At 42.9% G+C, this 14,047-nt stretch carries 15 protein-coding genes; 12 read left to right on the top strand and 3 right to left on the bottom strand.

Annotated elements, in window-relative coordinates:
* Positions 1 to 11: 11 nt before the first annotated feature.
* The 12 genes from FTU62_RS02105 to FTU62_RS02160 all read left to right on the top strand — a co-directional run bounded on the left by FTU62_RS02105 (position 12) and on the right by FTU62_RS02160 (position 10,721).
* Complete coding sequence (locus FTU62_RS02105) at positions 12 to 761, top strand: YciK family oxidoreductase (protein WP_078190639.1); 750 nt, start codon at positions 12 to 14, stop codon at positions 759 to 761.
* Positions 762 to 929: 168 nt separating this feature from the next.
* The gene (locus tag FTU62_RS02110; protein WP_111885093.1) at positions 930 to 1,349 is read left to right on the top strand and encodes a hypothetical protein; all 420 of its coding nucleotides are present in this window, start codon (positions 930 to 932) and stop codon (positions 1,347 to 1,349) included.
* A gap of 232 nt (positions 1,350 to 1,581) precedes the next feature.
* Entirely contained in the window at positions 1,582 to 1,737 is a 156-nt protein-coding gene (locus tag FTU62_RS02115; protein WP_180101700.1) for a hypothetical protein, read from the top strand.
* A gap of 311 nt (positions 1,738 to 2,048) precedes the next feature.
* Complete coding sequence (locus FTU62_RS02120; RefSeq protein ID WP_180022986.1) at positions 2,049 to 2,459, top strand: RcnB family protein; 411 nt, start codon at positions 2,049 to 2,051, stop codon at positions 2,457 to 2,459.
* A 241-nt stretch (positions 2,460 to 2,700) separates the two neighbouring features.
* Entirely contained in the window at positions 2,701 to 3,111 is a 411-nt protein-coding gene (locus FTU62_RS02125; protein ID WP_168379728.1) for an RcnB family protein, read from the top strand.
* Between the two features lie 131 nt (positions 3,112 to 3,242).
* Positions 3,243 to 4,595: an amino-acid N-acetyltransferase gene (argA, locus tag FTU62_RS02130; RefSeq protein WP_180101701.1), complete on the top strand. Its 1,353-nt coding sequence runs from the start codon at positions 3,243 to 3,245 to the stop codon at positions 4,593 to 4,595.
* Positions 4,596 to 4,933: 338 nt separating this feature from the next.
* On the top strand, positions 4,934 to 5,896 hold the full coding sequence (locus tag FTU62_RS02135) for a sulfonate ABC transporter substrate-binding protein (protein ID WP_180024668.1): 963 nt from the start codon (positions 4,934 to 4,936) through the stop codon (positions 5,894 to 5,896).
* A 26-nt stretch (positions 5,897 to 5,922) separates the two neighbouring features.
* Positions 5,923 to 6,912: an aliphatic sulfonate ABC transporter substrate-binding protein gene (locus FTU62_RS02140; protein WP_180101702.1), complete on the top strand. Its 990-nt coding sequence runs from the start codon at positions 5,923 to 5,925 to the stop codon at positions 6,910 to 6,912.
* Positions 6,913 to 6,945: 33 nt separating this feature from the next.
* Positions 6,946 to 8,121: an FMNH2-dependent alkanesulfonate monooxygenase gene (gene ssuD / locus FTU62_RS02145; RefSeq protein WP_168379803.1), complete on the top strand. Its 1,176-nt coding sequence runs from the start codon at positions 6,946 to 6,948 to the stop codon at positions 8,119 to 8,121.
* A complete protein-coding gene (ssuC, locus tag FTU62_RS02150) occupies positions 8,121 to 8,936 on the top strand; it encodes an aliphatic sulfonate ABC transporter permease SsuC (protein WP_180101703.1) in 816 nt (271 codons plus the stop codon). The genes ssuD and ssuC overlap by 1 nt, the downstream gene beginning before the upstream one ends.
* A gap of 10 nt (positions 8,937 to 8,946) precedes the next feature.
* On the top strand, positions 8,947 to 9,753 hold the full coding sequence (locus FTU62_RS02155; protein WP_180101704.1) for an ABC transporter ATP-binding protein: 807 nt from the start codon (positions 8,947 to 8,949) through the stop codon (positions 9,751 to 9,753).
* A 347-nt stretch (positions 9,754 to 10,100) separates the two neighbouring features.
* The gene (locus FTU62_RS02160) at positions 10,101 to 10,721 is read left to right on the top strand and encodes a TetR/AcrR family transcriptional regulator (RefSeq protein ID WP_078190649.1); all 621 of its coding nucleotides are present in this window, start codon (positions 10,101 to 10,103) and stop codon (positions 10,719 to 10,721) included.
* 69 nt (positions 10,722 to 10,790) lie between these two features.
* On the opposite strand, the gene FTU62_RS02165 is transcribed toward FTU62_RS02160, so the two are convergent.
* The 3 genes from FTU62_RS02165 to FTU62_RS02175 form a co-directional block, all read right to left on the bottom strand.
* The gene (locus tag FTU62_RS02165; RefSeq protein WP_111886021.1) at positions 10,791 to 11,357 is read right to left on the bottom strand and encodes a 5'-nucleosidase; all 567 of its coding nucleotides are present in this window, start codon (positions 11,355 to 11,357) and stop codon (positions 10,791 to 10,793) included.
* A gap of 117 nt (positions 11,358 to 11,474) precedes the next feature.
* Positions 11,475 to 12,551 carry an aromatic ring-hydroxylating dioxygenase subunit alpha gene (locus FTU62_RS02170; protein ID WP_180101705.1) on the bottom strand — a complete coding sequence of 359 codons (1,077 nt, stop codon included), beginning with the start codon at positions 12,549 to 12,551 and terminating at the stop codon, positions 11,475 to 11,477.
* Positions 12,552 to 12,810: 259 nt separating this feature from the next.
* Positions 12,811 to 13,959: a TDT family transporter gene (locus FTU62_RS02175; RefSeq protein ID WP_180101706.1), complete on the bottom strand. Its 1,149-nt coding sequence runs from the start codon at positions 13,957 to 13,959 to the stop codon at positions 12,811 to 12,813.
* Between the last annotated feature and the right edge of the window lie 88 nt (positions 13,960 to 14,047).

A 14,047-nucleotide genomic window follows, 5' to 3' on the forward strand; every position in this document is an offset into this window, starting at 1 on the left:
AGGAGGTACGGATGAAATATTCAGAATATCAACCTCGCCCCGATCTGCTTAAAGATCGCATTATCCTGATTACAGGTGCGGGCGATGGTATTGGCCGTGCGGCTGCCCTCAGTTATGCCTTACATGGCGCAACCGTGGTCTTACATGGACGCACACTGAATAAACTAGAAGTGATTTACGATGAAATTGAAGGCTTGGGTGCCCCCCAACCGGCGATTTTACCGCTACAACTGTCTAGTGCCTCTCCTCGTGATTATGAGCTATTGGTCGACACCTTAGAAAAGCAATTTGGTCGCCTAGACGGCATTTTGCATAATGCCGGGATTTTGGGTGAGCGAACTGAACTAGAACATTATCCTGTGGATGTTTGGGATGATGTTATGGCGGTGAACCTTCGTGCGCCTTTTGTACTGACTCAAGAGCTAATGCCATTACTGCAAAAATCTGAGCATGCCTCAGTGGTCTTTGCCAGTTCGGGTGTGGGACGTGAAGCCCGTGAACGTTGGGGCGCGTACTCGGTCTCAAAAATTGCCATTGAAGCCGTGAGTACATTGTTCGCCAAAGAAAATGAACACCCCAATATTCGTTTTAACTGCATTAATCCCGGTGCGACACGTACTGCCATGCGTGCAAAGGCGTATCCAGACGAAGATCCAAAAACTTTGCCTACGCCTGAAAGTATCATGCCTGCGTATTTATATTTGATGGGTGATGACAGCTTGCATTTAACCGGTGCCAGCATAGATGCTCAAGATGAATAAGCTGAAAGCCAATTTAAAAAAGGAAGCGCGAGCTTCTTTTTTTATGTATTGAATGCCTACAAGACATCATTAACCGACTGATTTCGCGGTGTCCACGCGAAAGTCGACTTGAGTTTTTAGCAAATTTGCCGATACTTGGGGCATTCTTTAAAAACATTGGATTGATACATGTCTGACTTTAGCAATATTACAGTGACTCCAACTGAGGATGGCATGGTTAACCTACTGGTCGATGGTCAACCAATTTCAGCAAAATATGGAATGAAATTCGACCCGAGTATCGTGGATGATTTAAAAGGCTTAGACGTCGGTCAAAATGCAAAATTATTTGAACAATTTATTTTTTCACATACTGACTTAAACTTTGAGCATGCCTATTTCTATGTCACTTGCATTCAAAAGCAAGAAGCAGGCTTTCAAGTGATCACTAACTTTGTTTATCGCATCATTGCGCAAGATCAAGCACCGTTTGAGCATGTGATTACCAAACAAGGTGCAGCAATGACACCTGAAGATATTAATGAATTTATTCAAGCTCATATTCAAAAATCATTAACGGATTATACCGACCTGAAATACGCATACTAATTACGTTCCAAGTGACACATTTAGAACTAAAAAGGGCCATTTGATGCCCTTTTTTTAAACTCTTAGATTAGCATTTGAAATTCAACAAGCTTTGATCAATAGACAGCTTCATTACCCAACCTGCCATTGATCGTATTTTTAAATTATTTTTATAATAATATTCGGTTTTTCAAATTAAATATAAAAGCATAGACTGCTTGCCATGACATAGACCGACGGCAAGGAGACCCAAATGGCTGATCAAACACGCAAAATTGAAACCATTCGTTCAATTGAAACCTTACAACTGACTGAAAATTTGATCTCTGCAATGGACGATGCCGAGCAAGCTGAATATGTGGCTCAAGCAATTTATTCACTCCAATGCCTAAACGAGCAGTGGTACTAAAACCCGAAGTTACTCAACATTTTCAGTCTTTCATCTCTCCCCTCATTTGCCTGTCAAGACTTGATGGGCTGTTTTGATCGTGCTTACAATAGACCTCAAATTTAATCAAAGCTGAATTGCAAGGATAAAAAGCGCGCATTATCGGACCATCTCTTCCAAGATGGAAAGATTGTTCTCAGCGCGAAATTTATCGCCTAATATCCGCAATCTCTTCGTTTTATTTAAAGAAATATTCATCTTTCTTCACAGTTTCTCTGCATTTAATGCGTACAGTAGTGATATTGAAGATAAATTACTCATGAGGGTTGAACATGAAAAAGATTTTGCCAATTTTGGCTATTTCTTTCAGTGCTTTAATAGCAAGCAGCATCACGTCTGCAGCGCCTCACTTCAAGAACGATGAACGTGGCTTTGATGGCCCACGCGGCAATGCATATGGTCAAATGAAAAAAGATCGTGATTACCGTGGTTATCAGGACGATGACGATCTTGAAGATCGACGCCGTATGCGTGAACAACGTGGAGTCAAACGTTTGCAACAACATAAATGGCAAACGGGCTATGTGATGCCACAGCATTATCGTGGTAATGGTTATAAAGTCGATTATAAAGACCATAACTTACCTAAACCATCGCGTAATCAGCAATGGTATAAAATCAATAATGACTACATATTGGTCAACTCAGATAGTAACAGTATTCTGAAAATTTTAGGTATGTAAGCCGTTTTGAATTTAATTTCGCCATATTTTAAAGCCCAGATCAACTCTGGGCTTTTTTTATGAGGTTTTTTTAATGTTTAACCGCAAAAGCTGATGCTGCCTAGCGTTCAGATCATTTACACACCTTCAAATTTCCTCCATACATTTCACAATTCAACTATATTGCCCCCACGCTTTCTCTGAACTTTCTCGCTAATTTTGAATCATCGAAAAACAGATTAGAAATGTATAGAGGTGTCCCATGAACAAAATCGTATCGAGTTTAGTTCTTTCCGTATCGGCTTTGATGGCAACAACAGCAGCCATTGCTGCGCCAGACCATCGTCAAGATGACCGCCGTTACCATCCGTCATACCAACATCAAGACAACCGTTGGGACAAAGATCACCGTCCGAGCAATTGGAATAACAACAACCGTTATGACAATAATCGCTACGACCGTAATGACTTTCGTCGTGTAAATCCAAGCCGCGATTGGCGTGTTGGTCAAAGCTTTCCTCGTTATTTCGATTCAAGCCGCTACAAAGTGAGTGATCGTGAAGCGCGCCGCTTACCGAACACCGGTCGTTATCAACAATGGTACAAAATCAATGGTGACTACGTGCTAGTCAATGATCGTACCGATCGCATCATTCGCATTAAGAATGGCTAATCATTCGACGATCTCTTAAATCCCTTTCCCAACACCTGAACACTGTTCAGGTGTTTTTTTATATTTGCTTTCCGCTGTCATATGTTTTTGTTTAGAATCATCCATACCAGAGCGAATAAACAGGCATAGGCATGCAAACGAATATCACTGAACCATCTTCCAGCACAACCTTACAGTATGTGCATTGGTTCCGTCATTCTGCACCCTATATTAATGCGCATCGCAACAAAACCTTTGTCATCATGTTTGATGGTGAAGCGCTGCAACATGAAAATTTTCAACATATTATTCACGATATTGCCTTATTACACTCGCTTGGTATTCGTCTAATTTTGGTGCATGGTGCCCGTCCGCAAATCAATCATAATTTACAAAGCAGCGGCATCCAGACACCATTTCATCATCATCGTCGCATCACCACTCGCGAATCTTTACCTGCTGTGATGAATGCTATTGGCTCCATTCGTCTGCAAATTGAAGCCCTCCTATCTATGGGTTTAGCCAACTCACCGATGTACGGCGCGCGTATTGATGTGGTCTCAGGTAATTTAGTCACGGCAAAACCGTATGGCATTCGTGACGGTATCGATTTTCAACTGTCTGGTGAAGTTCGTTCCGTCGATATCGATGCAATTCAACGTCATTTAGAGAGCCAAAACATTGTGGTGCTTGGGCCGACAGGTTATTCCACTACAGGTGAAGTGTTTAATTTATTGGCTGAAGAAGTTGCGACCAAAACCGCGATCAGTTTAAAAGCGGATAAGTTAATTTTCTTGGGCAAACAACACGGTTTGCACAATGAACATGGGCAGCTACAACGCGAAATTACACCTCATCAACTTGATCAGCATATTTTGCAATATCAAGATTCTAATCCCGATATTGCCCTGCATTTAAGCGTTGCTAAAGATGCCTCGTTACAAGGCGTACACCGTGTTCATCTTATTTCATATGCCTATGATGGCGCATTGATCGAAGAATTGTTCACACGTGACGGTTCTGGCACCATGATCACCGATGCGCATTATGAAGAAGTGCGTACTGCCGATATTCAAGATGTGGGTGGCTTAATCAATCTCTTACGCCCTCTCGAACAAGAAGGTATCTTGGTTTATCGCTCACGCGAGCGTTTGGAAAATGAAATTGGACAATTTGCAGTGATTGAACGTGACGGTACGATTTTGGCTTGTGCTGCGTTGTACCCGATTCCTGTCACAGGGGATGAAAAACGTTCTGCTGAAATCGCGTGTGTGGCTGTGCATCCGGGGTATCGAAAATCAAATCGTGGTAGCCAAATTTTGCATTATTTAGAAGAAAAAGCGCGAGATTTAGGTATTGAACAATTGTTTATTTTGACCACACGGACAGCGCATTGGTTCCTTGAACAAGGTTTTGAACAAGTCAGTGTCGATGACTTACCGAATGCCCGTCAGGCCTTATATAACTACCAAAGAAACTCATTGGTTTGTAAAAAGTCACTTTAAAGTGGCTTTTTTTATGCGCTGAATAGCATTATTTTGCATAAGGTTATGCCGAATCCCTTGGCTATCCCCTCAAATCACTTTGCAAGCCATAGAATAACCATATCTACCATTTAAATAACCCAAATAAATAAAATAATTTCAATAACTTAAAATAATACTTCGACACATTATATGTTTTTCTAAAATCATAATTTCTCATAAGTTTTGCTGATATTTATTTATCTTTTTTCCTGATTTTAAATTTAAGTTTTCTTATTTTTTTCGAAAAAGAAAACTCTTTAGCTTATGTGTTCATAAATCAACAGTTCTGCAAATTTAGACCTTTATAGGAGCAACACATGCGTACGCACAAAGCAAAACTTTGGACAAAAACACTTGTACTGTCTACAGCTGTTGTGGGTGCCATGATGATGTCGGGCTGTGGCAAAAAAGAGGCTGAAGAAAATGTCACCTTAAATATCGGCTTCCAAAAATATGGCTTATTGCCAATTTTAAAAGAACGCGGAACCTTAGAAACAGCCTTAAAAAGCCAAGGTGTAAATATCAAATGGGTGGAATTTCCTGCGGGTCCACAGCTGCTTGAAGGTCTCAATGTGGGCAGTGTTTCATTTGGTGAAGTCGGTGAAGCACCACCTATCTTTGCTCAAGCTGCTCAAACCGATTTGGTTTACATTGCCAACCAACCTGCTGTTCCAAAAGCAGAAGCATTAATTGTGCAAAAAGATTCGGCTATTCACAGTATTCAGGACTTAAAAGGTAAACGTGTGGCCTTAAACAAAGGCTCAAACGTGCATTACCTGTTGCTCAAGTTGTTGGAAGCTAATCAGCTTAAATTTAGCGACATCAATGTCGTGTATTTACCGCCTGCCGATGCACGTGCTGCTTTTGAAAAAGGTGCCGTTGATGCATGGGTAATTTGGGACCCGTTCCTTTCCGCCGCTGAGCATCAACTTAATGCTCGCACCATTGCCAATGGCGAAAACTTGGTGAAGAACTACCAGTTCTATTTGGCCGATCGCAAATTTGCTCAGGAAAATCCAAAAGTCCTGCAAGCTGTGGTGAATGAGTTGAATTTGACCACGCAATGGGTCTCAAAAAATCAAGATGAAGCGGCCAAGTTACTCGAAGGCAAAACCGGCTTAGGTCTAGATGTACTTAAAACATCAATTTCTCGCTTAGGCAATCAAGTGACGCCGATTACTGCACAAGTGGCGCAGGAGCAGCAGCAAGTCGCTGATGCGTTTTATAACGAAAAATTAATTCCAAATAAATTAAATATTGAGTCGGCCATTATTAAATAAGCCGACTACAGCATAAGGGCGATGCCATGCGTATTCTAAGAACATTTTCCATACTGACTTTAGCCACTTTGGGCCTTGGACTCAGTGCCTGCCAAAAACAAGAAACAGCACAGCAGGATGGTGAAAAACCAGCTGAAACAGCCGTAAAAACCTTGGTTATCGGTTTCCAAAAATCAGCCTTAAATTTACTGGTTGCCCGTGAACAAAAGCTCTTTGAACAACAATTTCCCGGCGCTCAGATTAAATGGAAGGAATTCCCTGCTGGCCCACAAATGTTAGAAGCCCTTGCCGTCGGTGCGGTGGATTATGGCTATGTCGGCAACACCCCGCCTATTTTTGCCCAAGCTGCCAATAAAGACCTGAATTATATTGGCTATGAAGTGGTGCCTGAACAGTCGCTTGCTGTCGTGATTCCAGCGGATAGCTCAATCAAAACCATTCAAGAATTACGTGGCAAACGCGTTGCTGTACAAAAAGGCTCGAGTGCACATGAGTTATTAGCCAAAACTTTAGAAAAAGCCGGTTTGACTTGGAATGACATTCAACCGATTTGGATTCCACCAGCAGATGCACGTGCCGCATTTGATAAAAAATCAATTGATGCATGGGCCATTTGGGACCCGTTTTTATCTGCAGCGGAGTTGGATGCTCAGGCTAAAGTGCTGATTCAATCTGGTGATTTTCCAAAGACCTATTCATTTTATGTGGCAAATCCAAAAGTCGTTCAAACGCACCCTGATGCCCCAGCTAAATTTTTAAAGGCCCTAGACGCTTCCGATCAGTGGATTGTGAAGAACCAAAATGTGGCTTTAGAGGTTTATCAAAACAGCACTGGGCTGCAAAAGAATATTGCTGCGCAAGCCTTTTCTCGCCGATCTAAACCATCTCCTGTGCGCTCGCTGACACCCGAGGTCATACAAGCACAGCAAAATATTGCGGACTTATTTAAACAAGTCCAACTGATTCCAAACAACATTCAAGTCCAAAAGCAAGTTTGGACACCTTCATCACATTGATACCCGAGCCATCAAAAATACAAGGAACTGAACATGAAAATTTTCTGGTTTATCCCTACCCACGGTGACAGTCGCTACTTAGGAACAAGTAAAGGTGCACGCCAAGTCGATCATGCCTACATGAAGCAAATTGCGGTAGCGGTGGATAATCTTGGCTATGAAGGCGTTCTGATTCCGACAGGTCGTTCATGTGAAGATCCATGGCTTACAGCTGCAAGCTTGATTGATGCCACTAAAAATCTAAAATTTCTAGTCGCTCTACGTCCGGGGGTGACAACGCCTGCACTGACTGCACGTATGGCAGCAACATTTGACCGTTTATCTGGCGGTCGAATCTTACTGAATTTAGTTACAGGCGGTGATGAGCAAGAACTCAAGGGTGATGGTGTCTATGAAGATCATGCGACGCGTTACCAAACTGCCGCGGAATACACCACGATTTGGCGTGAAATTTTAACCCGTTCACATACTGGTGAAAGCTATACCTTCCATGGCGAACGTCTGAGTGTGGACGACGCAAAATTACTTTATCCACCGGTACAAAAACCGTATCCACCACTATGGTTTGGCGGTTCTTCAGAGGCAGCTGTTGAACTGGCAACGGATCAAGTTGACACCTATTTAACTTGGGGTGAGCCACCTGCTGCGGTAAAAGAAAAAATTGCAGTGGTGCGTGAAAAAGCCAAAGCCAAAGGACGTGAACTGAATTATGGCATTCGTTTACATGTCATTGTGCGCGAAACCAATGAAGAGGCATGGAAAGCAGCTGAAGAGCTGATCCAATATGTCGACGATGCCACCATTGCAGCCGCGCAAGCCAAGTTCAAAACCATGGACTCTGTTGGTCAACGCCGTATGGCTGAACTGCACAACGGCGACCGTAGCAAATTAGAAGTATCGCCAAACTTATGGGCGGGTGTTGGCCTGGTTCGTGGTGGTGCAGGTACGGCACTCGTTGGTGATCCTGAAACGGTAGCCGCACGTATCCAAGAATATGCCGATCTAGGAATTAGCACCTTTATTTTCTCTGGTTACCCACACCTTGAAGAGTCTATTCGTTTTGCAGAATTGGTGTTCCCACTACTGCCATTGGAAACACGTCAGAAATTGGTTCAACCTAACTTAACAGGCCCATTTGGTGAGATCGTCGCGAACAACTACACCCCAGATGAAAATAAAAAAGCTGAAAAGATTCAGGAGCCGGCCTAATGTCCAAAACTGTTTCTGTTGAAACCTTCAAAGCACCGAAGGTTTCACGTGGAACACAACTCGGGCAGCGTTTGCTGCCTTGGTTGTTTCCTATTGCATTAATTATCGGGTGGCAAATTGCCTCTGTTACAGGGCTGTTAGAAAGTCGCATTTTGCCTGCGCCAAGTGCGGTGGTGGTGGCCTTTTGGAATTTACTGATCAGTGGTGAACTGTGGAAGCATGTTCAAATCAGTGCGGGTCGTGCTTTGGTTGGGCTTTTAGTCGGTGGTGGATTAGGTCTTTTTTTAGGGCTGCTGAATGGTTCATCCAAAACAGCATCGACGCTACTTGATACCACGCTGCAAATGATCCGTAACATTCCTGCTCTTGCCCTGATTCCCTTGGTGATTTTATGGTTTGGGATCGATGAATCGGCCAAGCTTTTTTTAGTTGCTATTGGCGTATTCTTTCCCATTTATATCAACACCTATCATGGTATTCGCTCTGTAGATCCTCAACTGATTGAAATGGGCAAAAGCTACGGTTTGAGTGGCTGGCAACTGTATAAAGAAATCATTCTGCCGGGAGCGATGCCGTCTATTTTAGTTGGTCTGCGTTTTTCACTCGGGCTCGTTTGGGTTCTGTTGATTGTGGCAGAAACCATTTCTGCACAAGCCGGCATCGGTTATATGACCATGAACGCACGCGAATTTCTACAAACCGATATCGTCTTGGTCGGGATTTTATTGTATGCCCTACTCGGTAAATTGGCCGATGTACTGGCTGTTGCCTTAGAAAAATATTTACTCCGTTGGCACTCGGGTTACCAAAAATAAGGAGCATGTGATGACCGATTTAAGCATAAGCCGTCATGCAGACGACTCAACCCAACCTCAGCGTTCTTCAGTCGAGGATATCAACCCCCATGCGGTGTTGGGCGCAGAGATCCTGATTGAACAACTACACAAATTTTATGGCGATGTTAAAGTCCTTGAAGACCTTGACCTACATATTCAACCCGGTGAATTCTTGGCGATTGTCGGTCGTAGTGGCTGTGGTAAAAGTACCCTGCTTCGCCTCATCGCCGACTTAGAAAAACCGAGTTATGGCGAAATTAAATTTAAGTCTGCACGTCATATTCGTGAAGGCATCACCAGTGATGATATTCGTGTGATGTTCCAAGACCCTCGCCTCCTGCCTTGGCGTAGCATTGAGAAAAATGTGCAACTCGGTTTAAGCAAAGACCAACATGCCAATGCCACAGCACTCCTCGAGAAAGTTGGTTTAAAAGACAAAGCAGGGCTTTGGCCAACACAGCTATCAGGGGGGCAACGTCAACGTACTGCACTGGCACGTGCTTTGTCACATAAACCACGCATTTTGCTGCTAGATGAACCACTGGGTGCGCTCGATGCCTTGACACGTTTAGATATGCAGAATTTGATTGAAAAACTCTGGACTGAACAAGGGTTTACCGCGATTTTGGTCACGCATGATGTAAGTGAAGCCGTGCAGTTGGCAGACCGTATAATCTTGCTCGATAAAGGCCATATTGCCAAAGAATTTCATGTCGATTTGGCCCGCCCACGAAAAAAAGGCATTGAATTTACTGAACTTGAACAACAAGTCTTACAAGCGGTGTTGGCCACTTAAGCTGTACTTGTGCAGGAAATCATCACTTAAACCGTGTGACTTCCTGTACTATTCAAGAACAATATCGCAACAAAACCATGTTTAGCATTGAGGGTAGATTTATCGCCTGTTGACAAATACATCACAAAAATTACGACAAATCATATAAATCCATGACTAAAAATAATGATTTATTTAAATTTCACCCTAAAATGATTATTTGAAATATTATGGCATTCGTCGTATTTATTTGACCGTTGAATAGAATAAACTGCCAAAATTCATAAAATTAAAAACGATGATTGTGCACAAATCTGTTGATTTGCCGTACAATTCAATATTCCCTTTTCATTTTCTTAAAAGAGCTAATGGAACAAAAAAAGAGTACCCAGAAACGCCACCAGTTGCTTAATGCAGCACTGGATGTCTTTTCCCTGTATGGCTTCAATGGCGCCAGCTTGGATGAGATCGCACAGATTGCAGAAATGCATAAATCGAATATTTTCTATTACTATGAAAATAAAGAAGCGCTTTATGTTGAAGTTCTGACAACGGTTCTACAAAAGTGGCTTGCTCCGCTACAAATGTTGGAAGCAGACCTTGAGCCTGAAGAAGCGATCACCAATTATCTATTGCAGAAAATTGAAGTATCTCGTACGCAACCGAAAGCCTCACGTTTGTTCGCACTTGAAGTCATTCAGGGCGCACCACACATTCTTGAAATTTTAAAAGGCCCACTAAAAAAATTAGTGAAACGCAAAGCCAAAGTCATCAGCAACTGGCAAGAGCAAGGTAAAATTTCAAAAGATATTGATCCAGAACTTTTAATTCTGAACATTTGGGCAATTACGCAAAACTATGCTGACTTTGCAACCCAAATGGAAATGGTCACTGGAAAAACCTTACGTAATCGCAGTATGCAACAACGGATTATTCAACATACCGTTCATATGATGCTTTACGGTGTAATTCCACGCCCAGAAAAGTAAATTGAATTGGGTCGAATTGGCATACGACCATAGCATTCTATGGTCGCCGACCGAAATTAGCTAAATGCCTTATTTGACTGTTTGATATAATTTCAATAATTTCTTTGCGCCGAATAATAAATTTTCTTCCCAATCCAGATGCGCTGTGTCATTCGCACCATCGGTAATATATTTTACCGATACAAAGCGAACACCCAGTTTTTTACATACTTTAGCGATTGCGTAGCCTTCCATATCGACAAGATTACACGGTACTTTCGGCAGCCCAGTTTCAAAGCTGTCGCCTGTACCACAAATTCCTTTAGGCAAATGGCTAAACATGCTCTCTGGCTGAATTTCAGCAGGATGATCGGTATCCATCGGCGTCACCCCCACATCAAAACCCAAAGGCGATACATCCATATCCCGTTGTACAAATTGAGCTACTTCAACCAAAGCATGTGCATCAAAATGTGAACTTCCCGCAGTGCCCAAATTCAGCAAAGTATGACATCCGGTTTTTTGAATCACATCAAAGGCTTTAAATGCGGCATTGACTTTACCAATACCACTGTAATGCACTTCAATGCCTGCAGCTTCAAACAAGCCTTTAGATTCACTCGGCAGTGCCATAATTAAAGCGATTTGCTGACGCATAGCGGTCTCCTCAAATTGATGCCTTCATATAGCATACATTTGCACGTGCGCAGAAAAAATCAGCTTCAAAAATCACATTGCTCAGAAAATAAATTCCTCACGCAGATTTGAATGCTATCAAATTTGAAATTGCATCGGCCGCTTGCCAATAAATGACGGTGCCAATTGTTGGTCATGACGTAAGGCATCTAAAATCTTCTCTAAGGCAATATGCGCCATATCCCCTCGTACACTATGCGAATGGGTCATTGGCATATGCTCGATCCCAGCTCTTCGCGCTGACAAAATTTTAATGTCTTGTTTGTTGACCACCCAAGTATAGGCACTCACAGCTGGCATCAATGCCTTAGACAACAATTTTGGAATCGGAAATTTATAACTGACACAGGTATAAACCCGTGACTCATACGGCCCCACAGGGCTAATCAGACTATTAAACACCATACCCGACGGCTCTCCCCAATGGTATTCCACCAAGGTAATATTCGGTGCGATAAAACTGTCGCGGTGGACTTGTTCAGCACCATGCGGATTGGTCAGCCATGGCATCATGCCAACATCTGCATCATGGTCATGATAGTCAACAACCACTTTGCGCGGCCCAACATCTATAGTGGCATCCACGGCTTTTCCCGACTCTGAACGAAACCAGCCTTCATGGACAAATATGGTATGGGTCACATCCATAATATTTTGTGCAACAGCGCCCATCTCGCCATCATAACTGCCGACCATGTAATAACTGACCCAGCCGGCTTGATCATAAAACGGTAATTTAAATATTTCTGGGCGTTCCTGTTTGGGCTTTTCACCGAGATAAATCCATACCACCCCATCTTGCTCACACACATCAAAACTACGCTGTTTAAATGGATGCGGTTTTTCTGGAAAAAACTGCCCATTGACACTGGGAATATGCGCCACATGGCCATCACCCTGATACGACCAACCATGATATGGACATGTCACGCAGCCATCAGTCATTTTACCCTGAGACAAAGGCACACCACGATGCACACATTGATCGAGCAATGCAGCGGCTGTTCCATCTTTTTGTCGGAACAGAACAATTTTTTTACCATACAGGGTGGCTGAAAAAGGTTGATCTTTTTTGAGTTCTTTAGAGGTACAAGCGACGTACCACTCTTCTAATAATCCTTTGGCATCATCCCAAAAACTGGTTTGATTACACATAATTCGATCCTTATTTTTATCTTTTTTGTTTTAATCCATATGCCTTGCTCTAGTTCCTATACTTCAAGCAAGTTTATATCTCGAAGCCAATTGATCTCTCGAAAATACGCGCAAATTTTATACATGAATGTTTTGCTTGGATAGCAAAATAACGTAACTGCATCACACGCTTGCAGAAGCTCTATATTTGTTTGCTGAAATCCGTCAAAGCCAACGCGCAATAGTTTTCTTCAACGGATTTACATTCACCCGACATCATTTAAGATGCGCGCTGAGCATCACAATACGCTTTTAAACACGGAGAAAAAAATAAGCTGCCGCGATAAAACCCTTGTATGGTTTTCAGCATCACCAATGTCCAAAGCGTACAGAGCAATACTGCAAAAAAAGTACCGAACTGTTCAATAGCGTGTAACTGCGTTTGTTCCGCCAAATGGATGACCGCCAAACTAAAAACGCCGAATGGAAACGTCATCGCCCACCACCCGAGATTAAAGGGTAAATCTCGTAAATGTTTTAGCGTGATGAGTATAGCGACTCCAAACCACCATACACCAAATCCAAGTAGAACAAGGGCTGCAAACACACCGCCTTGAAGTAACACCTGTCCTAAATCAACCAAATTTACTGCTGTCAAAATACGAGGGGCTTGCTCTCCCAAAAGTACCAGCGCTAACGCCCCTGTCCCAATCGGTCCTAAGGCCAACCAACTGCTGATTGCCATCTCCTTGCTTGGCAATTGATGTAAAGCCAGACGCAGCAACAAGATGCTTAAGATGGCAAAGGCTGGAAATACTGAGATTCCCCAAAGCAGATAACTCCCCAGCAAAATATGGACAGCATGGGCCTGTGCAGGTAAATGCGCCAACAATAAACCGCCTGAACTGGCAGCCACCTCGCAAGCCACTATCGGCAATAACCATACTGCGGTCATGCCTTGCAGCGCATGTTGCTGACGACTAAACATCAGAAAGGGAACACACCATGCAATCGCAATTGCCATCAACACATCGACATACCATAAATATTCAGCCCATGTGATGATGCTTACGCCCAAAAACTCAGTGTACAGCGTGGTGCCAAATTTCAATGCGCCATTGATCAGGGTTGCCAGTGCCATGGGGATTGCCCCAAGAAATAAACTCATCACCGGATGCTGGAAAATCTGCTTGGCTTCTTGTGGATACAAGATCCATCGGCTGAGATACATCCCACTAAACAATATGAACAACACGATGCTGATCTGCCACAACCCTGCTCCGATGGACCACATCCACTGCGGCGCCAACGCTATAAATGGTAAAATGAGGGCCACCACACCTGTGCCCATCACCGCCGTAAACCAGTTTGGGGTGAAATGACGAATCAAGTCTTGTTTATGCTGGAGTTGATAAAATGGCATTTTCATCGCATGATGCTCATCAAAATGGAATGTCTATAGTTTAAGCACACCATTAAATAAGAAAAATTGATTAATATTTATTTTTATAATTTAT

It is taken from the genome of Acinetobacter sp. YH12126, from assembly GCF_013418745.1.
In the GTDB taxonomy this organism is placed as follows: Bacteria; Pseudomonadota; Gammaproteobacteria; order Pseudomonadales; family Moraxellaceae; genus Acinetobacter; species Acinetobacter amyesii.

What these genes read in the sequence shown, in the direction of transcription:
- FTU62_RS02175 (WP_180101706.1), bottom strand. Translation starts at nt 13,959, where the DNA reads ATGAAAATGCCATTTTATCAACTCCAGCATAAACAAGACTTGATTCGT.
- FTU62_RS02135 (WP_180024668.1), top strand. Translation starts at nt 4,934, where the DNA reads ATGCGTACGCACAAAGCAAAACTTTGGACAAAAACACTTGTACTGTCT.
- FTU62_RS02110 (WP_111885093.1), top strand. Translation starts at nt 930, where the DNA reads ATGTCTGACTTTAGCAATATTACAGTGACTCCAACTGAGGATGGCATG.
- argA (WP_180101701.1), top strand. Translation starts at nt 3,243, where the DNA reads ATGCAAACGAATATCACTGAACCATCTTCCAGCACAACCTTACAGTAT.
- FTU62_RS02140 (WP_180101702.1), top strand. Translation starts at nt 5,923, where the DNA reads ATGCGTATTCTAAGAACATTTTCCATACTGACTTTAGCCACTTTGGGC.
- FTU62_RS02170 (WP_180101705.1), bottom strand. Translation starts at nt 12,551, where the DNA reads ATGTGTAATCAAACCAGTTTTTGGGATGATGCCAAAGGATTATTAGAA.
- FTU62_RS02125 (WP_168379728.1), top strand. Translation starts at nt 2,701, where the DNA reads ATGAACAAAATCGTATCGAGTTTAGTTCTTTCCGTATCGGCTTTGATG.
- ssuC (WP_180101703.1), top strand. Translation starts at nt 8,121, where the DNA reads ATGTCCAAAACTGTTTCTGTTGAAACCTTCAAAGCACCGAAGGTTTCA.
- ssuD (WP_168379803.1), top strand. Translation starts at nt 6,946, where the DNA reads ATGAAAATTTTCTGGTTTATCCCTACCCACGGTGACAGTCGCTACTTA.
- FTU62_RS02120 (WP_180022986.1), top strand. Translation starts at nt 2,049, where the DNA reads ATGAAAAAGATTTTGCCAATTTTGGCTATTTCTTTCAGTGCTTTAATA.
- FTU62_RS02115 (WP_180101700.1), top strand. Translation starts at nt 1,582, where the DNA reads ATGGCTGATCAAACACGCAAAATTGAAACCATTCGTTCAATTGAAACC.
- FTU62_RS02165 (WP_111886021.1), bottom strand. Translation starts at nt 11,357, where the DNA reads ATGCGTCAGCAAATCGCTTTAATTATGGCACTGCCGAGTGAATCTAAA.
- FTU62_RS02155 (WP_180101704.1), top strand. Translation starts at nt 8,947, where the DNA reads ATGACCGATTTAAGCATAAGCCGTCATGCAGACGACTCAACCCAACCT.
- FTU62_RS02160 (WP_078190649.1), top strand. Translation starts at nt 10,101, where the DNA reads ATGGAACAAAAAAAGAGTACCCAGAAACGCCACCAGTTGCTTAATGCA.
- FTU62_RS02105 (WP_078190639.1), top strand. Translation starts at nt 12, where the DNA reads ATGAAATATTCAGAATATCAACCTCGCCCCGATCTGCTTAAAGATCGC.